This is a genomic window from Nocardioides sp. Z13_37 (assembly GCF_058355585.1).
In genome coordinates this window covers 407580-431732 of record NZ_JBZGDV010000001.1, presented here as the reverse complement: position 1 = coordinate 431732, position 24153 = coordinate 407580, and the positions used below count along the sequence as shown (strand labels likewise).

Genomic DNA, 24153 nt, shown 5'->3' with positions numbered 1-24153 from the left:
TGCCCGGTAGGCACTAGCCTCCCTGCGTGACGCCGGACGTGATCGTGGTCGACCACCACGACTCCTACACGTGGAACCTGGTGCACCTCCTCGCGCGGGTGAGCGGCGTCCTGCCGCGCGTGGTGCAGCACGACGAGGTGACGCCCGAGGACGTGCTGCGGCACTCGCACGTCGTGCTGTCCCCGGGCCCCGGCCACCCCGCCGAGCGCGCCGACTTCTCGGTCGGCACCGCCGTGCTCCTGGAGGCCTCGCGCCCCGTGCTCGGCGTCTGCCTCGGCATGCAGGGTCTGGTCACGGCGTACGGCGGCACGGTGCGGCGGCTGCCCCCGGCGCACGGGGAGGTCGCGGCCGTGCGGCACGACGGCGCGGGCGTCTTCGCCGGGCTGCCGCAGGGCTTCGCCGCGGTGCGCTACCACTCGCTCGGAGCGGTCGAGCTGCCCGACGGGCTGGTGGCCACCGCGTGGAGCGAGGACGGCGTGGTGATGGGCGTACGCCACGAGACGCTGCCCCTGGCGGGCGTGCAGTTCCACCCCGAGTCGGTGCTGTCGGAGCACGGCGAGGACCTCGTGCGGAACTTCCTCGCATGAGCGACCCCGTCGCCTTCTTCCGCGAGGTCGCCGCCGCGCACCGGCGCTGCTTCTGGCTCGACGGCGGTGGCGCGCGCGAGTGGTCGGGTCGCCGCTCGATCATCGGCTGGCTCGGTGACGACGACGTGTCGCTCTCGTGGTCGGCCGCCCGGCGCGAGGTGACCCTGCACTCGGCCGGCCGCGCCGAGGTCGTCGGCGACGACGTCTTCGCCGTCCTCGAGGAGCGGATCGCGGCGGGCGAGCAGTGGTTCGGCTACCTCGGCTACGCCGCGCGCACCGACCTGCCCGCCACCCCCGACCCGGTCCTCCCCGACGCCGTCTGGATGCGGCCGCGGGAGGTGCGGGTCTTCGAGCATGCGGTGGCGGGGTCGGTGGCCTTGTCGCCGTCGGAGTCGGAGTCCCCGCTCGAGCGGGGACTCCGACACTCGGAGGGGGTCGCAACCCCCTCCAAGTGTCAGACTCCCCCTCCAAGTCCGGTCCCGCCGGCCGCTACGACCCCGGCCGCCGCCGCAGCCGATCGGGGCGTCGCCCCCGCCGCTGCCGCCGCTGCCGCCCCCGCCGGCCCCGCCGCCCCGGCCGGCCCGGCCGGCCCCGCCGGCCCCGCCGGCCCCGCCCACGCCACCTCCGCCCCGCCCCGCGCGTACGCCGACGCGTTCGCGCGGGTCCAGGAGCACCTGCACGCGGGCAACTCCTACGAGGTCAACCTCACCCACCGGCTCGCCCGCACGGCGGACCTCGACCCGGTGTCGGCCTACCTCCGCCTGCGCGAGCTCAACCCCGCGCCCTACAGCGGCTTCCTCCAGCACGACGTCGCCGGCGCGCGGGCGTGGCTGCTGTCGAGCTCGCCGGAGAGGTACGCCCTGGTGAGCGCCGACCGCCACCTGGAGACCAAGCCGATCAAGGGCACCACCCCGCGCGGGGCGACGGCCGAGGAGGACGAGCGCCACCGCGAGCGGCTCGCCCGCGACCCCAAGACGCGCGCGGAGAACCTGATGATCGTCGACCTGCTGCGCAACGACCTGTCGCAGGTCTGCGAGGTCGGGTCGGTCGAGGTGCCGGCGCTGATGCAGGTCGAGTCCTACGAGTCGGTGCACCAGCTGGTCTCGACGGTCCGTGGCCGGCTGCGCGACGACGTCTCGACGGTCGCGGCGCTGCGCGCGCTCTTCCCCGCGGGCTCGATGACGGGTGCGCCCAAGCTGCGCACGATGCAGGTGATCGAGGAGGTCGAGTCGACCCCGCGCGGGGCGTACGCCGGCGCGTTCGGCTGGATCAGTGGCGACGGCCCGGCCGACCTCGGGGTCGTCATCCGGTCGCTGATGACCGACGGCGCCGGCACCTGGACGCTCGGCACCGGGGGCGGCATCACGGTGAAGTCCGACCTCGCCGAGGAGTGGGCGGAGGCGGGGTGGAAGGCCGAGCGGCTGCTCCGCGTCTTCGACGCCCCGCCCGCCTGAGGACGACGAGCGGCGAGCGAGTCGCTAGGCGGGCCTCATCGCGGTGGCGCCGGGCACCCACAGCGAGAAGCGGGCACCGCCGCCGGGGGCCTCGGAGACCTGGACCTGGCCGCCGTGGCGGTCGACCACCTGTCGCACGATGGCCAGGCCGAGCCCGGAGCCGGGCATCGCGCGAGACTCCTCCGAGCGGTAGAAGCGCTCGAAGACGTGCGGCCGGTCGGCCTCCGCGACGCCGCTGCCCTGGTCGTCGACGGTGAGGACGCCGTCGGTGAGCCGGACCGTCACGGTGCCGTCCGGAGGGCTCCACTTGGCGGCGTTGTCGAGCAGGTTGGTCACCGCGCGCTCCAGGCTGCTGGCGTCGCCGACGACGGGCCACGCCTCGAGGTCGACGTCGAACGACACGCCCTGGGCGCGACGGCGCACGCGGGTCACCGCGCGCTCCACGACCTCGGCGAGGTCGACCTCGGCGACCACGCGGGTGGTGGGCTCGTCGCGGGCGAGCTCGACCAGGTCGCCGACGAGCGCGCTCAGCTCCTCGATCTGGCCGCGGACGTCGTCGAGCAGCTCGAGGCGCGCCTCGGCGGGCAGCGCCGAGTTGCCCTCGGCCTGGCGCAGCAGGTCGAGGTTGGTGCGCAGCGACGTGAGCGGCGTACGCAGCTCGTGGCTCGCGTCGGCGACCAGCCGGCGCTGCCGGTCCCGCGAGGCGCCGAGCGCCAGCAGCATGTGGTTGAAGGCGGTGGAGAGGCGGGCGACCTCGTCGTCGCCCTCCACCGGCAGCGGGGTGAGGTCCTCGGTCATCGCGATCCGCTCGACCGCTGAGGTGAGCCGGCGCACCGGTCTGAGCCCGTTGCTCGCGACCAGCCAGCCCACCAGCAGCGCCGCCAGCACGCCGAGCGCGCCGAAGACGAACAGCACGCCGCCGAGCTTCTCGAGCGTGCGGTCGTTGGCCGCGAGCGGCTGGGCGAGGATCAGCGCGGCGCCGTTGTTGGCCTGCACGGTCGCCACCCGGAACCGCTCGCCCTCGGTCGTGACGAGGGTGCGCACCGACGACTTCCGCTGGCCGGTCGCGACCTCGTACTCCGGGCGGCCGAGGGTGAAGTCGGGGACGTCGTCACCGGTCACCGTGCGACCCTCGGCGGTGACGAAGATGATCCGCACGTCGGCCGCGCCGAGCATCCAGGCGGGCGCGCCCGACGCGGTGATGTTGGACAGGGTGGTGAAGGCGGTGGCCTTGTGCGCGCGGTTGAGCAGCGACTGGTCGAGCGAGCTCATCATCTGCTGGCGCATCACGACGAACGCGGTGAACGCCATCAGCGCGATCGACAGGCCCAGGGCGACCGTGGTCAGCACGGCGACACGCGACGCCAGCGACCTGCGGTAGTGCCAGCGCCCGTCGGAGCGCAGCGGAGCAGCGGAACGTCCTGGGGTGCTCATGCTTCCTTCAGGACGTAGCCGACGCCGCGCACGGTCTGGATCAGCCGCGGCTCGCCCGCCGCCTCGGTCTTGCGGCGCAGGTAGCCGACGTAGACCTCGAGGGAGTTGGCGCTCGTGGGGAAGTCGTAGCCCCAGACCTCCTCCAGGATGAAGGAGCGGTCGAGCACCCGGCGCGGGCGGCGCAGGAACATCTCGAGCAGGGTGAACTCGGTGCGCGTCAGCTCGATCGGGCGCCCGCCGCGGGACACGTCGCGGCTGGCGACGTCCATGGTGAGGTCGGAGAAGGTCAGCACCTCGCTCGCGGCGTCGCCGTCGGGCACCACCCGGCGCAGCAGCGCGCGCAGCCGCGCCAGCAGCTCCTCGAGCGCGAACGGCTTGGTGAGGTAGTCGTCGGCGCCGGCGTCGAGGCCCTCGACCCGGTCGCCGACCGCGTCGCGCGCGGTCAGCACGAGGATCGGCACGTCGTTGCCGGCGGCGCGCAGCGCGCGCGTGGTCTCGATCCCGTCGAGCCGCGGCATCATCACGTCGACGACCACCACGTCGGGCTGGTGCGACCCGACCGCCACGAGCCCCTCGGCGCCGTCGGCGGCCAGCACGACGTCGTAGCCGTTGAACTCCAGCGACCGACGCAGGGAGTCGCGCACGGCGCGGTCGTCGTCGACGACCAGCACGCGGGGCCTGGACTCACTCACGCCGCAAGGATGCCACCGGCCCCTGAGGCGACGCTGAGGAGCGCAGGGGTGGGTCAGGTGTAGCGGGCCGCGACCGCCCCCGCGCGGGCGCCGTAGCCGCCGCCGAACATGCACGCGTGCACGAGCAGGGGGTACAGCTGGTGGATCCCGAGCCGGTCCTCCCAGCCGTCGGCGAGCGGACGCGTCTCGTCGTACGCCGCCATCACCCGCGGCAGGTGGGTGAGCCCGAAGAGGTGCAGCATCGCCAGGTCGAGCTCGCGGTGGCCACCGTGGGCCGCCGGGTCGATGACGTGGATGGCGAGGTCCTGGCCCCACAGGCAGTTGCCGTTCCACAGGTCGCCGTGCAGCCGGGCGGGCTCCTCCTCCGGCAGCAGGCTGCTCAGCCGGCCGATCACCGCCTCCACGGCCGCGGCGTCGGAGTCGGTGATCGCCCCGCGGTCGCGGGCGAGCTTGAGGTAGGGCAGCACGCGGCGCACGGCGTAGAACTCCGGCCACGAGTCGGCTGTCTTGTTGGGCAGCGGCAGCCGGCCGATGAAGCCGTCGTGGTCGAGGCCCCAGCCGTCGGCGCCCGCGGCGTGCGTCACGGCGAGCTGCTGGCCGAAGGTGACGGCCGCCTCGACCGGCGTCTTGGCGCTCTGCTCCACCCACGCGATCACCAGGCAGTCGGGCGCGGCGGCCAGCAGCTCGGGCACCGGCACCCCGCCCTCGACCTCGCCCAGCCACCGCAGCCCGGCGGCCTCGGCCTCGAAGAAGCCCTCGGGAGCGTGCGGCAGCGTCTTCATCAGCGCGGTCTGCCCGTTGGACAGCCGCAGCCGCGTCGCCGTGGCGATGTCACCGCCGGCAACGGGCGAGGTCGCGACCACGGCTGTGCCGAGGAGCTCCTCGGCACGCCTGGCGACCAGCGGTTGGCGAGCCATCAGGCCCGGCCCCCGCCCGTCGGGTCGCTCGTGGGGCTGCTCGTCCGGTCCGGGCTCAGGACTCGGGGAAGGGCCGCCACGATTGCATCGCTCGTGCGCTCGACCATCGCCAGCACCTCCTCGAACCCCTCGTCACCACCGTAGTACGGGTCCGGGACCTCACCGCCCGGATCGACCGGATCGAAGTCGCGGAACAGGCCCACGCGGTCGGTGCGCCCACCCACGTCGGCCAGGTTGGCCTCGTCCATCACCAGCACGAGGTCGTACGCCTCGGGCCAGGTGGCGTCGTAGTGGCGGGCGCGGTGCCGGCTCGCGTCATAGCCCGCCGCCGTCAGGGTGGCCGCGGCGCGCGGGTCCATCGGGTTGCCGACGTGCCAGTCGCCGGTGCCGGACGAGGCGACCTCGACCCGGTCGGCGAGACCGGCGTCGGCCAGCCGGGCCTCGAGCACGACGTGGGCGGTGGGCGAGCGGCAGATGTTGCCCAGGCAGACGAGGGCGATCCGGTAGCGACCGGGACGACGGGCGGGCGGGAGTGCCGGCACCCCCATCAGTCCAGCGCCGGCAGCGCGGCCCGCACGCCCCAGCCGACGATCGTCACGATGACCGAGCCGACCAGCGCGCTCCAGAAGCCGTCGACGTGGAAGCCGAGGTCGAAGGCGCCGGCGAGCTTGGCGGTCAGCATGAGCATCAGCGCGTTGATCACGAGCAGCAGGAAGCCCAGCGTCAGGATGATGAACGGCAGCGAGAGCAGCTTGACCACGGGCTCGACGAACGTCGAGACGAGGCCGAGGATCACCGCCACGAGCAGCAGCGGCAGGATCTTCTCCTGCAGCTCGGCCTGGCCGCTGTCGGGGCCGTCGAACCAGATTCCCTTCAGCATCCAGGCGGCGACGGCCAGCCCGGCGGCGTAGGTGAGCAACCACGACACGAAGCGCATGGCAACGACCCTAGCCAACCCGTGTCGGCTGGGGAGGGCCGTCGGTCCCCGTTACCCTCGCCGACGTGGTGACCATCGGCGGGGCGGGCATGATGGTGCTCGGCGCACTGGCCGCCGCGGTCGTCGCGGTCCTGGTCGCCCTGGTGGCGCGCCACCGGCTGGGCACGGCGTCGGCGGTGTCGTTCGCCGGGCTGCTCTGGTCGCTGGTGGCGATCGCCCTGGTCACCCTCGTGCCGACCCGCCCGGACGTCGGGATCGTGCCGGCGGAGAGCCGCAGCGAGGCGTGCTCGTGGGACTACGGCGGCCCCTCGGGGGCGGCGTTCGAGGTGTTCGGCCTCGACCAGCGCACGCTCAACGTGCTGCTCTTCGTGCCGGCCGGGGTGTTCCTCGTGCTGGCCGTCGGCCGATGGTGGGCGGGGCTCGTGCTCGCGCCGCTCGGCCTGGCCTGCCTCGCCGCCTACAGCCTCGCCATCGAGCTGACCCAGCTGCAGCTCGCGCGCCTCGACCGCGCCTGCGACGTGACCGACATGGTCGACAACGTGCTGGGCGCCGGCATCGGCTTCGTGGCCGGTGTGGTGCTCCTCCCGCTCGTACGGCCCTGGCGGGGTCGCCGGCGACCGGATCCGCCGCTCGCTCACTAGGGTGCGGGGCATGTCCTCCACCCCCGCCGACTCCCCCCGGCCGCGGCCCAACGTGCTGGCCATCCCCACCTACGTCGCCGGCAAGCCGCCCGTCGCGCGGGCGGGGCTGGTGTCCTACAAGCTCTCGTCCAACGAGAACCCCTACCCGCCGCTGCCCGGCGTCCTCGAGGCGGCGACCGAGGCCGCCACGCAGATGCACCGCTACCCCGACATGGGCAGCACGGCGCTCTACGCGGCGCTCGGCGAGGCGATGGGCGTCCCGGTCGAGGACCTGGCCGTGGCGACCGGGTCGGTGGCGCTGATCTACCAGCTCGTCGCCGCGTTCTGCGAGCCCGGCGACGAGGTCGTCTACGCGTGGCGCTCCTTCGAGGCCTACCCGATCGCCGTCACCGCCGGCGGCGCCACGAGCGTGCAGGTGCCGGTGACGGCCGACGGACGCCACGACCTCGACGCGATGGCCGCCGCGATCACCGACCGCACCAGGGTCGTGCTGGTCTGCACCCCCAACAACCCCACCGGCCCGGCCGTGACACAGGCCGAGCTCGACGCGTTCATCGCCCGGGTGCCCCCGCACGTCGTCGTGGTGGTCGACGAGGCCTACCTGGAGTTCGTGCGGATGGACGACCCGGTCGACGGCATCGCCACCTACCGCCGCCACGACAACGTGGTGCTCACCCGCACCTTCTCCAAGGCCTACGGGCTGGCCGGCTTCCGTGTCGGGTACGCCGTCGCCCCCGCCCCGCTGGCGGGCGCCCTCCGCGCCGTCTCGCTGCCCTTCGGGGTCAGCCACGTCGCCCAGGCCGCCGCCATCGCGTCGCTGGAGGCGCAGGACGAGCTCCTCGCCCGCGTCGAGGACCTGGTGGACCGTCGCGCCGAGCTCGTGGCGCGGCTGCGCGAGGCCGGGTGGGACCTTCCCGACGCGCAGGGCAACTTCGTGTGGTTCCCGCTCGGCGAGCGGGCGCTCGACTTCGCCGCGGCGTGCGGCGAGCTGGGGATCTCGGTGCGCCCCTTCGCCGGCGACGGCGTCCGCGTCAGCGTCGGCGAGACGGAGGCGTTCGACCGGGTCGTCGAGGTGGCCACCCGCTTCGCGCCCGCCTGAGCACCCGCGTGGACGCCGGACGGTGGTGACGCCGCCCGGCCCCGCTCACGTGGGGGGAGGGGCGGCGGGCCCGACCTGTGTCGGCGCGGCTGCGCCCGGCGCGCGGTCCATGCCCCGGAAGGACGGCACCCGGGTCGGCGCCATCGTGGTGAGGAGGTAGGCCGCGCCGGCCACCAGCAGGGCGGGGGAGATGCCGAGCCCCGCGACCGCGAGGCCGCCCAGCACGCCGCCGAGCGGCATCAGCGACCAGCAGATCGCGGTGTTGAGCGAGGAGACCCGCCCCAGCAGCGGTGCCGGGATCCGCTCGAGGATCACCGCCCCGAGGATCGGGTTGAGGCAGCCCGACGCCACGCCGGCGACGGCCGTGACGGTGAAGACCAGCCACAGCGGCGACTCCAGCGCCAGCACGACGTAGCGCGGGGCGCCGGCGATGAGGAACGCCACGACGTAGGTCCGGTAGCGCGGGAGCGTCTCGCCCCATCGCGCCGCCGCGAGCGCGCCGAGCACCGAGGCGCCGCTCATCACCGCGAACAGCGTGCCGAGCACCGCCACGCCCGCCCCCGACTCCTTCGCCCAGACCGGTGCGAGCACCGCCGCGTAGGCCTGGTCGACGAGGTTGGAGACGGCGACCATCGCGCAGATCGCGATCAGCACCGGCTCGGTGCGCAGGAAGTCCCAGCCCTGCCGCAGCTCCTGGGGGTAGGACGTCGCGTCGGCGTCTGCCACGGCCGGCACCGGGCGGCCGAGACCCGAGGTGGCGACGGCGAAGACGGCGAAGGAGACGAGGAAGGACGCGGCGTCGACGTAGAGCGCGTTGGCCGCGCCGACGCCCGCGACGAGGAGTCCCGCCAGCGCGGCGCCGGCCATCGTGGAGGTGCGCTCGACCGCGCTCGCGAGACCGGCCACCCGCTCGAGCGACCAGCCGGCGACGCGGGCGATCTCGGGGCTCATCGCGGCCTTGCCGGCGTCGCCCGGGCCGCGCAGCGCGCCGGCGACCGCGACCAGGACCAGGAGGGTCGGGAAGCCGAGCAGCCCGAGTCCGTGCAGCAGCGGGATCGCGGCCACCACGACGGCCGACAGCACGTCGCACGCCAGGGTCACCCGGCGCGGGCCGACCCGGTCGAGCAGCGGCCCGCCCAGGGCCTTGAAGACGACCAGCGGCGTGATCTCGGCGGCGGCGACCAGGCCGGTCTGCGTGGCGGAGCCCGTCGTCGACAGCACGAACCACGGGATCGCGATCATCGAGATGCGGGTGCCGACGAAGGAGAGCCCCTCCGCGACGAGCCCCCCGACGACCGGCGTACGACGGGTGTCCGACTCAGTCACTGCTCGTCCCACCGCTGGCCGGGACGGGGGTAGGCGTTGAGGTTGACCACGAACGCGGCGGCGGCCTCGTCGTCGGACCCGTCGGACTCGTCGGTCTCCTCGAGGAGGGAGACGAGCGACTGCACGAGCCGGTCGGCCTGCGCCGGGGTCAGGCTCAGCTCCCAGTCGCTCAGGGTGCCGACGCTCCGCCACTGCGGCGGGAGGAACGCCATCTCGGCGACCGCGGCCCGCATCCGGTCGGCGTAGAGCAGCGCCACGGTGGTGAGGTAGGCCTCGACGTCGCTGTCGACGACGCCCTTCCCGCGGAAGTCGGTGCGGGTGCTGTCGTGGGCCGCGCGCCACCAGCGGTCGCGCCCGTTGCCGCGCTCGGCGTCCTCCTCGATGAAGCCGTGCTGCGCGAGCTGGCGCAGGTGGTAGGACGTGGCCCCGGTGTGGAGGTCCAGGCGCTGCGCCAGCGTCGTCGCCGTGGCGGGACCCTCGCTGCGCAGCAGGCCCAGCATCCGCAGGCGTACGGGATGGCTCAGGGCCCGGAGCCCCGCGATGTCGGGGGAGATGGAGGAGGGCACTCCCGCACGCTAGACCGCCAACAACCCTTTGCAAAGAGTTGTTGGCCGATTGGGGCGGGTTATGGTTGAAGAATGAACGACACGTCGAGCTACACGACCAAGGGCAAGCCCTTCGAGCGGGACATGTCCTACATCCCCGACCGCGTGCTCGCCGGGGAGCGCTCGGCCGACCCGCTCGACGACACGTTCCCCAGCGGGTCCAAGGACAGCCCGCGCGACGTCCCGGTCTGGAAGGCCGAGCCCGGCCGCTACCGGCTCGTCGCCGCTCGTGCATGCCCGTGGGCGCACCGCTCGATCATCGTCCGCTCGCTCCTGGGCCTGGAGGACGCCATCTCCTGGGGCGCGCCCGGCCCCACCCACGACGCGCGCAGCTGGACGTTCGACCTCGACGAGGGCGGGCGCGACCCGGTGCTCGGCATCGAGCGGCTGCAGGAGGCCTACTTCGCCCGCGAGCCCGGCTATCCCCGCGGCATCACGGTGCCCGCCATCGTCGAGATCGAGTCGGGCAAGGTCGTCACCAACGACTTCCCGCAGATCACCCACGACCTCTCCTTCGAGTGGCGCGAGCACCAGCGCCCCGACGCTCCCGACCTGTGGCCCGCGGACGTCCGCGAGGAGATGGAGTCGGTGATGAAGCGGGTCTTCACGGAGGTCAACAACGGCGTCTACCGGTGCGGCTTCGCCGGCTCGCAGGAGGCGTACGAGGACGCCTACGACCGGCTGTTCACCGCGCTCGACTGGCTCGAGGACCGGCTGGCCGACCGTCGCTACCTGATGGGTGAGGCGATCACGGAGGCCGACGTGCGGCTGTTCACCACGCTGGTGCGCTTCGACGCGGTCTACCACGGGCACTTCAAGTGCAACCGCAACAAGCTCACCGAGATGCCCCACCTCTGGGGCTACGCGCGCGACCTGTTCCAGACGCCGGGCTTCGCCGACGAGGTCGACTTCGAGCAGATCAAGAAGCACTACTACGTGGTGCACACCGACATCAACCCGACGCAGATCGTGCCGGCCGGCCCCGACGAGTCGGGCTGGCTGACCCCGCACGGCCGCGGCTGACGGCCCCCGGACCACACGCGCGACCACCCCCGACTTTGGTATGCGTGGTCTGGTCCGCGGGCGGCGCCACCCGGTGTGCACGGGCAACGTTCGGTCAAGCGAGCGACTAGGTAGTCCGGGGCATCGCCTCGTGCCTCCCGCTGCCGCAGCGCCGACGCCACCCTTCTGACCGAAGGGTGCGTGTCGTGCGGAGGGGCGTACGACGACGCGATCGGCGGCCCGAGGGGTCTCGGTCGCCGCACCTGACGACCTTCCTCGCCGGGCGGCATGCCACCCGGGGCCTCCAACCCCCCTCCGGAGGCGAGCCGGCGTCGGCGGGGCCCCCACGGGCCCGTCGGCGCCGGCTCATCCGCGTCCGCTCGCGGGCGTGGAGACCGGGGCTGCGGGATCGCGGCGCACAGCCTCGGCCGCGCGCCCCGCGGAGGGCGTACTCGATTGGTGCTGTCAGGCTCCGGCCAGTACGTTGAGCCCCACCATGTGGTCGGGGTCACACACGCCGGCGACCACACTGTGAGCGTCGGCGTCCGGCGATCCCGCGACTGCCGCTGCCTGATTGCGAGGAGAGTGCGTTGTCCGATCCTGTGAGCTTCGGCCCCGACCTTGCGGACGTCTTCGGACCGTCCCAGTCCGACGGTGCGGCCGACCTCGTCCAGCTGCTCACGCCCGAGGGCGAGCGCGTGCACCACCCCGAGTTCGACCATGACTTCTCCGCCGAGGAGCTGCGCGGGCTCTACCGCGACATGGTGCTCACCCGGCGCATCGACGTCGAGGCCACCGCGCTCCAGCGCCACGGCGAGCTCGGCATCTGGGCCCAGCTGCTCGGCCAGGAGGCCGCGCAGATCGGCGCCGGCCGGGCGCTGCGCCCCCAGGACTACGTCTTCCCGACCTACCGCGAGCACGGCGTGGCCTACTGCCGCGGCGTCGACCCGCTGCGCCTGCTCGGGCTGTTCCGCGGCGTCGACCAGGGTGGCTGGGACCCCAACGAGAACAACTTCGGTCTCTACACGATCGTCATCGGCGCGCAGACCCTCCACGCCACCGGCTACGCCATGGGCATGCAGCGTGACGGCGTCGTCGGCACCGGCGACCCCGAGCGCGACGCGGCGGTGATCGCCCACTTCGGCGACGGCGCGTCCTCGCAGGGCGACGTCAACGAGGCGTTCATCTTCGCCGCCTCCTACAACGCCCCCGTGGTGTTCTTCTGCCAGAACAACCAGTGGGCCATCTCCGAGCCGATCGAGCGCCAGACGCGCATCCCGCTCTACCAGCGCGCGCTGGGCTTCGGCTTCCCGGGCATCCGCGTCGACGGCAACGACGTGCTGGCGACGTACGCCGTCACCAAGGCCGCGCTGCAGCGGGCCCGCGAGGGCAACGGGCCGTCGTTCGTCGAGGCCTACACCTACCGGATGGGCGCGCACACCACCACCGACGACCCGACCCGCTACCGCCTCAACGACGAGCTCGAGCACTGGAAGCTCAAGGACCCGATCGAGCGGCTCAAGGTCTACCTGCGCCGCAACGGCCTGGTCGACCAGCAGTTCTTCGACGACCTCGACGCCGAGGCCAAGGAGCTGGGTCACCACCTCCGTGAGGGCTGCAAGGCGCTGCCCGATCCCAAGCCGCTCGACCAGTTCGGCTACGTCTTCGCCGAGATGACCGACGAGATCGCCGCCCAGCGCGACGACTTCGCGGCCTACCTCGCGTCCTTCGAGGGCTCTGCCGTAGGAGGGCACTCATGAGCACGCAGAAGATCACCCTCGCCAAGGGCCTCAACATGGGCCTGCGCAAGGCGATGGAGGACGACGACAAGGTCCTGCTGATGGGCGAGGACGTCGGCAAGCTCGGCGGCGTCTTCCGCATCACCGACGGCCTGCAGAAGGACTTCGGCGAGGACCGCGTCATCGACAGCCCGCTGGCGGAGTCCGGCATCGTCGGCACCGCGGTCGGCATGGCGCTGCGCGGCTACCGCCCCGTGGTGGAGATCCAGTTCGACGGCTTCGTCTACCCGGCCTACGACCAGATCGTGTGCCAGGTCGCGAAGTACACCTACCGCTCGCAGGGCAAGGTGCGGATGCCGATCGTCATCCGCATCCCGTTCGGTGGCGGCATCGGCGCGGTCGAGCACCACTCCGAGAGCCCGGAGGCGCAGTTCGCGCACACGCCCGGGCTCAAGGTGGTGGCCTGCTCCAACCCGGTCGACGGCTACTGGATGATCCAGCAGGCGATCGCCCACGACGACCCGGTGATCTTCCTCGAGCCCAAGCGGCAGTACCACGCCGACAAGGCCGAGCTCGACGAGTCCGCGACCCCCGAGCCGCTCTTCACCTCGCGCGTGGTCCGCGCCGGGTCCGACGCGACGGTGCTCGCCTACGGCCCCACCGTGAAGACCGCGCTCAAGTGTGCCGAGGCCGCCGAGTCCGAGGGCCGCAGCCTCGAGGTGATCGACCTGCGCACGCTCTCGCCGCTCGACATGGGCCCGGTCTACGAGTCCGTACGCCGCACCGGCCGGTGCGTGGTCACCCACGAGGCCCACGTCAACCTCGGCATGGGCGCCGAGCTCGCGGCCCGGGTCACCGAGGAGTGCTTCTACTCCCTCGAGGCGCCGGTGCTCCGCGTCGGTGCGTTCGACATGCCCTACCCGCCCTCGCGGATCGAGGAGGAGTACCTCCCCGACCTCGACCGCGTGCTCGACGCGGTCGACCGCACCTTCGCGTACTGAGAGGAACGACGTGTCCGAATTCCTTCTCCCCGACGTCGGCGAGGGCCTGACCGAGGCCGAGATCGTCGCCTGGAAGGTCAAGATCGGCGACACCGTCGAGATCAACGACGTGATCGTCGAGATCGAGACCGCCAAGTCGCTCGTCGAGCTGCCGTCGCCGTTCGAGGGCACCGTGCTGTCGCTGCTCGTGTCCGAGGGCGAGACCGTGCCGGTCGGCACGGCGATCATCGCGATCGGCGTCGAGGGCGAGGCGCCGGCCGCGCCGTCGGCCTCGGCGCCGTCCGACCTCGATGCCGCCGCCGTCCAGACCGAGTCCGACCCCTACCTCGGCATGGCGCAGAAGGCCGGCGCCGCGGAGGTCGACCCGAGCTCGATCGACCTGTCCAACCCGGCCGCGTCCGGCTCGATGGAGGGCGCGTCCCTCGTCGGCCGGATCAAGGCCGACCGGGGCCCGATGCGCCGTGCCCGCCGCGGCTCGGCGTCGCCGAGCACGGCCGCCGGCGCGCAGACGCAGATGCAGGTCCAGGGCGCGTTCGCCCCGGGCGGTGCGCAGTCCGACGAGGTGATGCCGGCCGACGAGACGCCGGTGCCGGCCGTCGACCAGCGTCCCGCGCCGGCCGCGGCGCCCGCCGAGGCGCTCGTCCCGCCGGCCGCGCAGGCCGCGCCGGGCGACGTACGAGCCCTCGCGAAGCCGCCGGTGCGCAAGCTCGCCAAGGACCTCGGCGTCGACCTGTCCGTGCTGGCCGGCTCCGGCCCGTCCGGGTCGATCACCCGCGACGACGTGCACAAGGCCGCCAACGGCTCGGCTCCCGCCGCAGCGTCATCCGTTCCCGCACCCATGGGTGCGCCTTCGTATGACGCACCGCGCGAGCGCGAGACCCGCGAGCCGATCAAGGGCGTCCGCAAGATGATGGCGACGGCGATGAGCCGCTCCGCCTTCACCAGCCCGCACGTCACTGAGTGGGTCACCGTCGACGTGACGGCCGCGATGCAGCTCGTGGCCCGGCTCAAGACGCGTCCGGAGTTCCGCGACACCCGGGTGAGCCCGCTCCTCGTGCTCGCCCGCGCGGCCATCCTCGCGATGAAGCGCACCCCCGAGATCAACTCCTACTGGGACGAGGACGCCCAGGAGGTCGTGATCAAGCACTACGTCAACCTCGGCGTCGCGGCCGCCACCCCGCGTGGCCTGGTGGTGCCCAACATCAAGGACGCCGACTCGCTCTCGATGGTCGAGCTGGCGCGGGCGCTCGGTGAGCTCACCGCCACCGCCCGGGACGGCAGGACCCAGCCGGCCGAGATGGCCGGCGGCACCTTCACCATCACCAACGTCGGCGTCTTCGGCGTCGACGCCGGTACGCCGATCATCAACCCCGGCGAGTCCGCGATCCTCTGCTTCGGTGCGGTCAACAAGCGGCCCTGGGTCGACGAGGAGACTGGCGAGATCGTGGTCCGCGACGTCACCACGCTCGCCCTGTCCTTCGACCACCGCCACATCGACGGGGAGAAGGGCTCGCGCTTCCTCGCCGACGTCGCGGGGCTGATGCACGACCCCGGCACGGCCCTCCTCTTCTGAGCCCCCGGGTGCCGAGGCGGCGCATCCTGACGCTCGAGAAGGGTCGAGTGGGCGCATCCTGACGCTCGCAGAGGGTCGAGTGGGCGCATCCTGACGCTGGCAGAGGGTCGAGTGGGCGCATCTTGACGCTCGCAGAGGGTCGAGTGGGCGCATCCTGACCGCCAGGACGCGCCGACTCGGCGCCGTTTCGGGGTCAGGACGCGCCGGCTCGACGCCGTTTCACGGTCAGGACGCGCCGGCTCGACGCCGTTTCGCGGTCAGGACGCGCCCACTCGACCCTCAGCGGGAGTGCCAGTCGACCCTCAGCGGGAGTGCCAGGCGGCGAGCACCTCGGCCTCGCGCTCCGGCGTGAGCGCGGTGACGGGGGAGTCGAGGCAGCTCGGGGCGGTCTGCGCCAGCGGCCGCAGCCGCAGCCCGGCGGCGACTGCCGGGCCCGCGTCGTGGGCCAGCATGCCGTCGTACTCCGGTCGCGGCAGCCACAGCGGCAGCGATCCCCCACCGGCCCAGGGCTCGACGCCCTGCGCCTCGAGGTGGGCCGCGTCGACCCAGGTGAGGGACGGGTCCGGGGAGCCCACGCCAGCCGCCAGCTCGGTCAGCAGGTCGCCGAACGGCACCGGCTCGCCGACGGCGTCGAAGGTGCCGGTGGTGCGCGAGTCGGCCAGCACCAGCAGCCACGCGGCGAGGTCGCGCACGTCGATCACCTGGACGACGTCCGCCGGCCGGCCCGGGGCCAGCACCTCGCCGCCGCGGGCGAGGCGCTGCGGCCAGTAGGCGAAGCGGCCGGTCGGGTCGCCGGGGCCCACGATCAGCCCGGGCCGCGCGATCGCCCAGGACGCAGCCCCCTCCTGCACGGCCCGCTCGCACGCGACCTTCATCCCGCCGTAGGCCTCCGGGTCGACCGCCAGGTCGACGTCGTCGTCGATCTGCTCGACCAGCGGCTCCATCGCCGGGGACGAGTTGTCGGCGTAGACGCTGACCGTCGAGACGAAGACCCAGTGGGCGTACGACGTCGCCGCCACCGCGCTGCGCACCTGCGAGGGCAGCCGGGCCACGTCGATCACCGCGTCCCAGCCGCCGTCGGCCAGCGCCGCCGGGGGAGCCTCGGCGCGGTCCCACGGGAGGTGCCTGGCGCCCTCCGGCACCGGCCCCGACTCCCCGCGACACGCGCACGTGACGTCCCAGCCCAGGCTCACTGCCTGGGTCGCCACTTCCCTCGACAGGAACCGGGTGCCACCGAGCACGAGTAGTCTCATGTGCTTCACCCCAGCGGGTGGGATACTGCGCGCGCAAGGAGTTTCGCTGTGGGCGCAACCGCGGTGCGCCCGCCCCCTGTCGCACGCGCTCGCGTGCGGCAACAATGCATGCCCTCGGATCGTGTGGAAGGAGCGGGCGAATGCCCCAAGACGCCGCCGCGGCAGCCCCGGGCGAGCCCTCGGCCTCCGGCCTGCTGGCGCGTGCCCAGCAGGTCGCCGACGAGCTGGTGAGCGAGGCGCGCCGGGAGGCCGACGCGCTGACCGCTGAGCTCGCCGTCCTGCGCGAGGAGCTGCGGGGGCTCAAGGGCGAGGCGGAGGCCGACCGGGCCGAGGCGGGCCGCGTACGCCGGCAGGCGGAGGAGGTGCTCGCCGGCGCGTCGGAGGAGGCGGCGACCATCGTGGTCGACGCCAACGAGCAGGCCTCCTTGCTGATGTCGTCGGCCGAGAGCGCCCGCGACCAGCAGGTCGAGGCGGCACGGGCCGAGGGCGACGACCTGCTCGCCCGCGCCCGTGAGGAGGCCGGCGCGCTCCGTGCCGAGGCCGAGCACGTCCGCGACACCGCCACCGCCGCCCGCGACGAGCTGCTCGCCGGCGCCAGGGCCGAGGCCGAGTCGACGCTCGCCGCCGCCCAGGAGGCCGCCGCCCTCGTGCTGGAGGAGGCGCGTGCGGGTGGCCAGCAGCAGCTCGACACCGCCATGGCGGAGGCGGAGTCGCTGCGCGCGAGCGCGTCCACGGAGTCGGCCCGGATGCGCGACGAGGCCGCCCTGCACGTCGAGGAGATGCGCCGCACCACCGGCTCCGAGGTCGACCGCATGCGCCGGCTGGCCGAGGAGACGCTCGCCGCCGCCCGCGCCGAGAGCGAGGACCAGCTCCGGCAGGCCGCCGAGCAGACCGACTGGGCCACCCGCACCGTCCGCTCCGTGCTGGACGGCGCGAGCGCCGAGGCCGACGCGATCCGCAAGGCGGCCCACGCCGAGGTCGGCGAGCACACCCGCGTCGTACGCCGCCGCCTGCAGGTGGTGATCTCCGCGGTCGCCGGGCGGATGGCCCTCGAGCTCTCCGAGGCGCGGCGCCGCGCCGAGGAGATCACCCGCGCCGCGGGCCTGTCCGCCGCGGAGATGGAGAGCGAGGCCAAGGCCACGCTCGCCCGCGCCGAGGCCGAGGCGGCCCGCATCGTCGCCGACGCCACCGACGAGGCCGAGCGCGCCGTGGAGCGCCTCGAACGCCGTCGCGCCGAGGCCGAGGCGGGCGCCGCGAGCCTGCGCGCGCTGGTCGCCGACGAGGTCACCCGCAGCCGCGCCGAGGCCGCCGAGGACCGGCGCCGCGCTCGGGAGGAGGCCGTCGCGCTGGTCGCCGAGGGCCGCGCGGAGGCCGACCAGCTGCGCGACGGTGCGCGCCGCGCGCTCGAGCGCGCCCGCACCGAGGTGGCCCAGCTCCAGGCGCAGCGCGACGGCATCGCCGCCGAGCTCGGCCAGCTCTCCGGCGTGATCGCGGCGCTGTCCGTCCCCGACCGCGGCGACGCCGCCCCCACCGACCCCTCCGCCCACCCCCCGAGCGAGCCCCCCTCGTCACCCCACCAGGAGAACCCCGATGCCTGAAGAGATGTTCACGACCGTGCGCCGCGGCTACGACCCGACCGAGGTCGAGCGAGCCGTCGGACAGGCCCGCAGCGAGGTGGCCGAGCTGCGCGAGCGGCTCGCCGCCGCCGAGCAGGCCGCCGAGCAGGCCCGCGCCGAGGCGGCAGCCTCACGCGACGCACTCGTCTCTCGCGAGGCGCAGGAGCCCGAGCTGCCGACCTTCGAGCACCTCGGTGAGCGTGTCGGGCAGATCCTGGCCCTTGCCGAGGCCGAGGCGGCCGAGATCCGCGACCGGGTGCTCGGGGAGGTCGAGACCCTCCGCAAGGAGGCCGAGCAGGAGGCTGGAGCCATGCGTGCCGAGGCCGACCGCTATGCCGAGGAGACCCGCCGCGACGCCGACGCCGAGGGCGCGCGGCTGCTCGCCGACGCCCGCAAGGCCGCCGACGGGGAGCGCGACGCCGCCGAGCGCGACGCCTCCGCCCGGCGCGCCGAGGCCGAGGCCGTCTACGAGGACCAGCGGGCCAAGGCCGCGCAGGCCGCCGCCGACTTCGAGACCACCCTCGCCGAGCGCCGTCAGAAGGCGACCGCGGAGTTCCAGGCCCAGCAGGCGGCGACGCAGGCCGAGCTCGACGCGATGACCGCGCGCAACAAGGACACCGAGGCGACCCTCGAGCGCAGTCGCGTCGAGGCCGAGCAGCGGATCGCCCGCATGCTCGCGGAGGCCGAGGAGCGGGCCACGACGATGGTCAGCGAGGCACGCGCCTCCGCCGACCGCGTACGCGCCGAGTCCGAGCGCGAGCTCGCCGCCGCCGCGCAGCGCCGCGACAGCATCAACGCCCAGCTCTCCAACGTGCGCCAGATGCTCGCCACCCTCACCGGCACGGTGCCCGGCGTGGCGCTGCCCGTCGACCTCCCGGAGGCGGCCCCCGGCGCGGCCCCGGACGCGTCCCCGCACGGCGACCCGCTCGGCGACGCCGCGCAGGAGGCCGGCGACAACGCGGACGAGTCCGGCGAGGCGACCGACCCGGCCACGGACGAGGCCGAGCAGGCGGGCGACGACACGAGCGACGACGCGCAGGAGCAGCCCGAGGGGCGGTGAGCCGGCGGGCTCAGACGTAGCGGCGCGCCCGGTCCGCCGCCGACCCGGGACCGGACGCCAGGAGCGCGCCGAGCTCGTGCTCGAGCACGGCGCCGACACGCCGGCAGAACTCCTCCGGCTCGTCGGCCGCGTCCGGCTTCTCCGGCACGATGCGGTCGACGACGCCCTGCCGGTGCAGGTCGATGGCCCGCACCTGCTGGGCGCGCGCCATCTCGGCGGCGTGGTCGAGGTCGCGGTGCACGATCGCCGAGGCGCCCTCGGGCGGCAGCGGTGAGAGCCACGCGTGCTGCGCCGCGACGACGCGGTCGGCGGGCAGCAGCGCCAGCGCGCCGCCGCCGTTGCCCTCGCCGAGCATCAGGCACAGGGTCGGCGCGTCGAGGGTGACCAGGTCGGCCAGCGAGCGGGCGATCTCGCCCGCCAGCCCGCCGTTCTCGGCGTCGGCCGACAGCGCCGCGCCCTGGGTGTCGATGACGGTGACGAGCGGCAGCCCGAGCTCGGAGGCCAGCCGCATCCCGCGCCGGGCCTCGCGCAGCGCCTCGGGTCCCATCGGGTGGTCGGTGGTCTGGCCGCGTCGGTCCTGGCCGAGGAAGACGCACGGCGCCTCCCCGAAGCGCGCCAGCGCGATCAGCAGGCCCGGGTCGCTCTCGCCCTGCCCGGTGCCGTTGAGCGGTACGACGTCGCGCGCGGCGTAGCGCAGCAGCCGGCGCACGCCCGGCCGGTCGGGGCGCCGCGACCGGGTGACGCAGTCCCAGGCGTCGACGTCCGGCACGTCCTCCTGGCCGGGGTCGGGCACCGCGACGACGCCGTTGCGGGCCGACATCAGGATGGTGAGCGCGCGGTCGAGGATGTCGGCGATCTCCTCCGGCGGGAGGACGGCGTCGACGATGCCGCGGGCGTAGAGGTTCTCCGCGGTCTGCACGCCCTCGGGGAACGGACGCTCGTAGAGCGCCTCGTAGACCCGCGGGCCGAGGAAGCCCACGAGGGCGCCGGGCTCCGCGACGGTGACGTGGCCGAGCGAGCCCCACGACGCCATCACGCCGCCGGTGGTGGGGTGGCGCAGGTAGACCAGGTAGGGCAGGCCGGCGTCGCGGTGGGCGGCGATCGCGGCCGAGATCCGCACCATCTGCACGAACGCGGGGGTGCCCTCCTGCATCCGGGTGCCGCCGCTGACCGGGGCCGCGACGAGGGGCAGGCCCTCGCGGGTGGCGCGCTCGATGCCGGCGACGATCCGGTCGGCCGCGTCGCGGCCGATCGACCCGGCCAGGAAGCCGAACTCGCCCACCAGCGCTGCGATCCGCCGACCGCGCAGCAGCGCCTCGCCGGTCAGCACGGACTCGTCGACGCCCGACTTCTCCGCGGCAGCGGCGAGCTCGGCGGCGTACGCCTCGCTGACCGGTCCGCGCATCGGCGGGGTGTCCCAGGACGACCAGGAGCCCTCGTCGAGCACCAGGTCGATCAGGTCGTGTGCGGAGAGGCGGCCCATGGGGCGAGGGTATTGCGCGCCGGCGCGAGGGCCAGGACGCGCCGGCGCCGCGCGAGACCGGCCGGTGCCGCTCAGCCCCGCGGGACCCCGCGCCCGGGCGTGCGCGTGCCGGTGATCCACCTGTCGAAGAACGCCGACAGCTCCCGCCCGGTCTCGGCCTCCCAGTGGTCGTAGAGCTGCTCGCGCGACGCGGACGTGTTGTCGTGGGCGGCGAGCCACGACCGGGCGACGGCGTAGAACTCGTCGTCGCCGAGGTCCTCGCGCAGCTCGTTCCACATCAGCGCGGGCGTGTAGTAGATGTTGGAGCCGCCGAACTGCCGCGGGTCGTAGGCGCCCGGCGGACCGTACTGGTCGCGCAGCAGCTGGTCGATCGAGCGGGCGCCGAGCAGGTTCTCGCGCAGCGGCCGGATGTCGTGCTCGTCCTCGTAGACCCACTGCAGCAGCATCGTCATGCCCTCGTTGAGCCACACGTCGCGCCAGTCGGCCGGCGAGACCTGGTCGCCGTACCACTGGTGCACGATCTCGTGGGCGACGACCTCGGGCGACAGCACGTAGTCGTTGTTGCCGAGGGTGACCATCGTCTGGGTCTCCATCGCGCTCTGCGAGTCGGTGACGACGAGGCCGAGGGAGTCGAACGGGTAGTCGCCGAGCTTGGCCTCGATCCAGTCGACGGTGGCGGCCGCGGTCTGGATCGACGAGAGCGGACGCGTCATGCCGCGCGGGGTCCAGTAGTCGACCCGCAGGCCGCCCTCGGTGGTGTTGCTGCTGTGGGTGTAGTCGCCGATCGCGAGGGTGATGAGGTAGGACGACGCCGGCTCGGTGAGCTGCCACGACGTCGTCGTGCCGTCGTCGTCGGTGGTCAGGTCGGTGAGCCGGCCGTTGGCGATCCCGGTCCAGCCGCGCGGGGCGTGGACGGTGATGTCGTAGAGCGCCTTGTCGGAGGGCTGGTCGTTGACGGGGTACCAGGTGAAGGCGCCGTAGGGCTCCTGCATCGTCCACACCTCGCCGGCGCGGGTGACGGTGAAGCCGGTGCGGCTGAAGTCGCCGCGGGTGGTGGGCGCCGGGGCCGGGCGGGGCGTGCCGACGTAGTCGAGGGAGAGCTCGTAGCGCTGGTCGGCCTCGATGGGCGCTCGCACGACGAGGTCCTTGCCCCGCCGGGAGAACGCGGCGGGCTCGCCGTCGAGGGTCACCCGGCCGACGGTGAGCGGGCGGGCGAGGTCGAGCTGGAAGCGCGGCGCGGTGCGGGTGGCGCGGAAGGTGAGGGTGGCCGCCGCGGTCAGGTGCTCGGCCTCGGGGTCCCACGCGAGGTCGAGGTCGTAGTGCAGCGCGTCCACCCTCGGGTCGCCCACCGCGGGGTAGACGCTGTCCTCGCGCGGATTCGACACCGACAGGTCGAGGTCCGGCTCCACCGGCTCGGCGACCTCCGGCTCCGAGACCGGCGCCGCCGTCGCCTCGCCGTCCGACGCCGCGTCCGACGCCAGGTCCGACGCCACGGCCGCCGGCGCGGGGTCGCGGAGCTCCTCGGGACCGGCGGCACCGCCGCCGGAGCAGCCGGCCAGGACCGTGAGGGACAGGCCCGCCGCGAGCACCGCGCGGACGGGCCGGTGCCTCATCTCTCGCCCCGGAGCAGCGGTCGGGCGAGCCTGCGGCCGTGGTGGATCTGCGCCTTCACGGTGCCCAGCGGAGCGTCCACCAGCGCGGCGATCTCGTCGTAGGGCAGGCCGTAGACGTCGCGGAGCAGCAGCGGCTCGACGAACTGCGGGTGGTCCTTCTCGATGGTCTCCATCGCCTCGAGCAGGTCAAGGCGGGTGCCGGCGATCACGCTCGTCGTCCGCGGGTCGGGGCGGTCGTGGGCGCCGTCCTCGAAGTCGGTCGGCGTGGCGAGGTTCTTGAGGCGGCGGTAGGTCGTGCGCGCGCTGTTGATCGACACGATGTGCAGCCACGTGGTGAACCGCCCGCGCCCGCCCCACGAGCCGATCTTGGTGGCGACGTTGAGCATCGCCTCCTGGCAGGCGTCCTCGGCGTCGCCGGAGTAGGGGAGCACCCCGCGGCAGATGTTGAGCACCCGCGGGCGCACGGCGCCGAGCAGCTGCTCGAGGCCGTCGCGGTCGCCGTCGCGGGCGCGACGAGCGAGCTCGTCGATGTCGTCCGGCGTCAACGCGTCGCCGTGGTCCCCGGAATAGCTCACGCCTGCACGATAATGCCCGGGTGTCCGCTCCCACTCGTCTCGGCCGTTACCCGGTGCGCCGCCGCATCGGGGCGGGAGCGTTCGCGACGGTCTGGCTCGCCTACGACGAGCACCTCGACTCGGCGGTGGCCATCAAGGTCCTGGCGGACAACTGGACCGACGACCACCACATCCGCCAGCGCTTCCTCGAGGAGGGCCGCTTCCTCCGCAAGGTCGAGTCGCCCCACGTCGTCACCGTCTACGACGCCGGGGAGCTCGCCGACGGCCGCCCCTACCTGGTGATGGCGTACGCCGACCAGGGCACCCTCGGCGACCGCCTGGACCTCGCGCCCCTGTCGCGCTCGCAGGCGCTGTCGGTGATCACCCAGATCGGTCGAGGGCTCACCGCGCTGCACGACCGGGGCGTGCTGCACCGCGACGTCAAGCCCGGCAACGTCCTCTTCCGCACGGTCGACAGCGGCCGCTTCCCGCACATCGTGGCGATGCTCGGCGACCTCGGTCTCGGCAAGGCGATGGACATGTCCTCGCGGCTCACGATGGCCGGCGGCACCCCCTCCTACGTCGCCCCGGAGCAGGCGCTGGGCGAGGGGCTCGACGCGCGCGCCGACCAGTTCTCCCTCGCCGCGCTGACCTACCACCTGCTGGCGGGTCGCCGGCCGTACGCCCACGCGAGCCTGGCGGCCGCGGAGAACCCGACGCCGCCCGAGCCGATGGGGATCGACAACCCGGCTGTGGAGGCGGTCGTGCTCCGCGGCCTGGCCAAGGACCGCGACGAGCGCTTCCCCGACGTCGCGTCGTACACCGCGGCGCTGGCGGAGGCCCTCGGCGAGGAGGCCGGCGACCTCGACGAGACGCCCACGCCGTGGATCCCCGCCGACGCCGAGCTGACCTGGGCCTCGCGCCACACGGGGCAGGCCGGGGCGTCGACCGACCCCCACGCGGACGCCGACGCCGACGTCGACGCCGGCTCCGACGTCGGCTCCGTGCCGCCGCGCCGGCGCCGCCGGTGGCCCTGGGTGGTGGCAGCCGCGCTGGCGCTGGTCGTCGGCACCGGCGCCGGGTGGACGCTGGAGCGCGAGACCACCTCGGAGCGCACCATCGAGGACGTCACCGGGACGATCGCCCTCACCGTCCCGGAGGCGTGGACCGCCCAGGTCGACCCCGAGCCGTGGACACCCGTCGACGGACGCGCCGAGCAGCCGTCGGTCGCGTCCGGCACCCGGGCGGGGTGGAACTCCGCCGACGACCCGGGCGAGGGCGTGTTCGTCGCGATCCTGCCCGGCGAGAAGCTGCCCTCGCGGGTGCCGGGCCACGCGGAGTGCCCGGTCGAGCGCGGTCCCTACTTCGACGAGAAGGACGGCGACGAGACCATGACGGTGTTCTTCAGCGGGTGCCCGGGTGTCGATTTCATGGTCGAACGGGTCATCCGGGTCAACCAGAACCAGCTCCTCTGGGTGCAGATCCGCAGCAACGACCAGCGCGTCGCCCGGCGGGTGCTCGACTCCGTGGAGGCGTTCGGCGTCTGAGCCGGCGTCTGAGCCCGGCG

22 protein-coding genes are annotated in these 24153 nt (G+C 74.0%); 11 read left to right on the top strand and 11 right to left on the bottom strand.

The window, feature by feature from the left end; translation table 11 throughout:
- The first annotated feature begins 26 nt into the window (after positions 1-26).
- On the top strand, positions 27-587 hold the full coding sequence (locus tag AC4H2S_RS02055; RefSeq protein ID WP_491495294.1) for an anthranilate synthase component II: 561 nt from the start codon (positions 27-29) through the stop codon (positions 585-587).
- The gene (locus AC4H2S_RS02050; protein ID WP_491495293.1) at positions 584-2041 is read left to right on the top strand and encodes an anthranilate synthase component I family protein; all 1458 of its coding nucleotides are present in this window, start codon (positions 584-586) and stop codon (positions 2039-2041) included. The genes AC4H2S_RS02055 and AC4H2S_RS02050 overlap by 4 nt, the downstream gene beginning before the upstream one ends.
- Before the next feature lie 24 nt (positions 2042-2065).
- On the opposite strand, the gene AC4H2S_RS02045 is transcribed toward AC4H2S_RS02050, so the two are convergent.
- Genes AC4H2S_RS02045 through AC4H2S_RS02025 form a run of 5 tightly spaced genes read right to left on the bottom strand, consistent with a single transcriptional unit; the run spans position 2066 to position 6021 of the window.
- Positions 2066-3475: a HAMP domain-containing sensor histidine kinase gene (locus tag AC4H2S_RS02045; protein ID WP_491495292.1), complete on the bottom strand. Its 1410-nt coding sequence runs from the start codon at positions 3473-3475 to the stop codon at positions 2066-2068.
- A complete protein-coding gene (locus AC4H2S_RS02040; protein ID WP_491495291.1) occupies positions 3472-4167 on the bottom strand; it encodes a response regulator transcription factor in 696 nt (231 codons plus the stop codon). Before AC4H2S_RS02040 ends, AC4H2S_RS02045 begins: the two co-directional genes overlap by 4 nt.
- A 53-nt stretch (positions 4168-4220) precedes the next feature.
- Positions 4221-5084 (bottom strand): fructosamine kinase family protein, encoded by an 864-nt coding sequence (locus AC4H2S_RS02035; protein ID WP_491495290.1) that lies wholly within the window; start codon positions 5082-5084, stop codon positions 4221-4223.
- Positions 5084-5632: a low molecular weight protein-tyrosine-phosphatase gene (locus AC4H2S_RS02030; protein WP_491495289.1), complete on the bottom strand. Its 549-nt coding sequence runs from the start codon at positions 5630-5632 to the stop codon at positions 5084-5086. Before AC4H2S_RS02030 ends, AC4H2S_RS02035 begins: the two co-directional genes overlap by 1 nt.
- Positions 5632-6021: a phage holin family protein gene (locus AC4H2S_RS02025; RefSeq protein WP_491495288.1), complete on the bottom strand. Its 390-nt coding sequence runs from the start codon at positions 6019-6021 to the stop codon at positions 5632-5634. Before AC4H2S_RS02025 ends, AC4H2S_RS02030 begins: the two co-directional genes overlap by 1 nt.
- Before the next feature lie 65 nt (positions 6022-6086).
- On the opposite strand from AC4H2S_RS02025, the gene AC4H2S_RS02020 reads away from it, so the two are divergent.
- Positions 6087-6662 carry a VanZ family protein gene (locus AC4H2S_RS02020; protein ID WP_491495287.1) on the top strand — a complete coding sequence of 192 codons (576 nt, stop codon included), beginning with the start codon at positions 6087-6089 and terminating at the stop codon, positions 6660-6662.
- Positions 6663-6672: 10 nt separating this feature from the next.
- Entirely contained in the window at positions 6673-7761 is a 1089-nt protein-coding gene (gene hisC / locus AC4H2S_RS02015) for a histidinol-phosphate transaminase (protein WP_491495286.1), read from the top strand.
- A 45-nt stretch (positions 7762-7806) separates the two neighbouring features.
- Here hisC and AC4H2S_RS02010 read toward each other — a convergent pair whose 3' ends face one another.
- A complete protein-coding gene (locus AC4H2S_RS02010; RefSeq protein ID WP_491495285.1) occupies positions 7807-9087 on the bottom strand; it encodes an MFS transporter in 1281 nt (426 codons plus the stop codon).
- Positions 9084-9653: an ArsR/SmtB family transcription factor gene (locus tag AC4H2S_RS02005; protein ID WP_491495284.1), complete on the bottom strand. Its 570-nt coding sequence runs from the start codon at positions 9651-9653 to the stop codon at positions 9084-9086. The genes AC4H2S_RS02010 and AC4H2S_RS02005 overlap by 4 nt, the downstream gene beginning before the upstream one ends.
- A gap of 72 nt (positions 9654-9725) precedes the next feature.
- Between AC4H2S_RS02005 and AC4H2S_RS02000 the strand changes: the two genes are divergently transcribed.
- The 4 genes from AC4H2S_RS02000 to AC4H2S_RS01985 all read left to right on the top strand — a co-directional run bounded on the left by AC4H2S_RS02000 (position 9726) and on the right by AC4H2S_RS01985 (position 15007).
- The gene (locus tag AC4H2S_RS02000; protein ID WP_491495283.1) at positions 9726-10715 is read left to right on the top strand and encodes a glutathione S-transferase family protein; all 990 of its coding nucleotides are present in this window, start codon (positions 9726-9728) and stop codon (positions 10713-10715) included.
- 569 nt (positions 10716-11284) lie between these two features.
- Entirely contained in the window at positions 11285-12454 is a 1170-nt protein-coding gene (pdhA, locus tag AC4H2S_RS01995; protein WP_491495282.1) for a pyruvate dehydrogenase (acetyl-transferring) E1 component subunit alpha, read from the top strand.
- Positions 12451-13434 carry an alpha-ketoacid dehydrogenase subunit beta gene (locus AC4H2S_RS01990; RefSeq protein ID WP_491495281.1) on the top strand — a complete coding sequence of 328 codons (984 nt, stop codon included), beginning with the start codon at positions 12451-12453 and terminating at the stop codon, positions 13432-13434. Before pdhA ends, AC4H2S_RS01990 begins: the two co-directional genes overlap by 4 nt.
- 10 nt (positions 13435-13444) lie before the next feature.
- Positions 13445-15007: a dihydrolipoamide acetyltransferase family protein gene (locus AC4H2S_RS01985; protein ID WP_491495280.1), complete on the top strand. Its 1563-nt coding sequence runs from the start codon at positions 13445-13447 to the stop codon at positions 15005-15007.
- Between the two features lie 302 nt (positions 15008-15309).
- Here AC4H2S_RS01985 and AC4H2S_RS01980 read toward each other — a convergent pair whose 3' ends face one another.
- Complete coding sequence (locus tag AC4H2S_RS01980) at positions 15310-16260, bottom strand: NAD-dependent epimerase/dehydratase family protein (RefSeq protein ID WP_491495279.1); 951 nt, start codon at positions 16258-16260, stop codon at positions 15310-15312.
- A 140-nt stretch (positions 16261-16400) separates the two neighbouring features.
- On the opposite strand from AC4H2S_RS01980, the gene AC4H2S_RS01975 reads away from it, so the two are divergent.
- Positions 16401-17858: a coiled-coil domain-containing protein gene (locus AC4H2S_RS01975; protein ID WP_491495278.1), complete on the top strand. Its 1458-nt coding sequence runs from the start codon at positions 16401-16403 to the stop codon at positions 17856-17858.
- On the top strand, positions 17851-18936 hold the full coding sequence (locus tag AC4H2S_RS01970; protein WP_491495277.1) for a DivIVA domain-containing protein: 1086 nt from the start codon (positions 17851-17853) through the stop codon (positions 18934-18936). The genes AC4H2S_RS01975 and AC4H2S_RS01970 overlap by 8 nt, the downstream gene beginning before the upstream one ends.
- Before the next feature lie 10 nt (positions 18937-18946).
- Here the strand turns inward: AC4H2S_RS01970 and AC4H2S_RS01965 are convergent, their stop codons facing one another.
- From AC4H2S_RS01965 to AC4H2S_RS01955, 3 genes are all read right to left on the bottom strand, one after another.
- Positions 18947-20419 (bottom strand): carboxyl transferase domain-containing protein, encoded by a 1473-nt coding sequence (locus tag AC4H2S_RS01965; RefSeq protein WP_491495276.1) that lies wholly within the window; start codon positions 20417-20419, stop codon positions 18947-18949.
- Positions 20420-20490: 71 nt separating this feature from the next.
- Positions 20491-22032: a M1 family metallopeptidase gene (locus tag AC4H2S_RS01960; RefSeq protein ID WP_491495275.1), complete on the bottom strand. Its 1542-nt coding sequence runs from the start codon at positions 22030-22032 to the stop codon at positions 20491-20493.
- Complete coding sequence (locus AC4H2S_RS01955; protein ID WP_491495274.1) at positions 22029-22607, bottom strand: RNA polymerase sigma factor; 579 nt, start codon at positions 22605-22607, stop codon at positions 22029-22031. Before AC4H2S_RS01955 ends, AC4H2S_RS01960 begins: the two co-directional genes overlap by 4 nt.
- Before the next feature lie 20 nt (positions 22608-22627).
- On the opposite strand from AC4H2S_RS01955, the gene AC4H2S_RS01950 reads away from it, so the two are divergent.
- The gene (locus AC4H2S_RS01950; protein ID WP_491495273.1) at positions 22628-24133 is read left to right on the top strand and encodes a serine/threonine-protein kinase; all 1506 of its coding nucleotides are present in this window, start codon (positions 22628-22630) and stop codon (positions 24131-24133) included.
- Positions 24134-24153 lie beyond the last annotated feature (20 nt).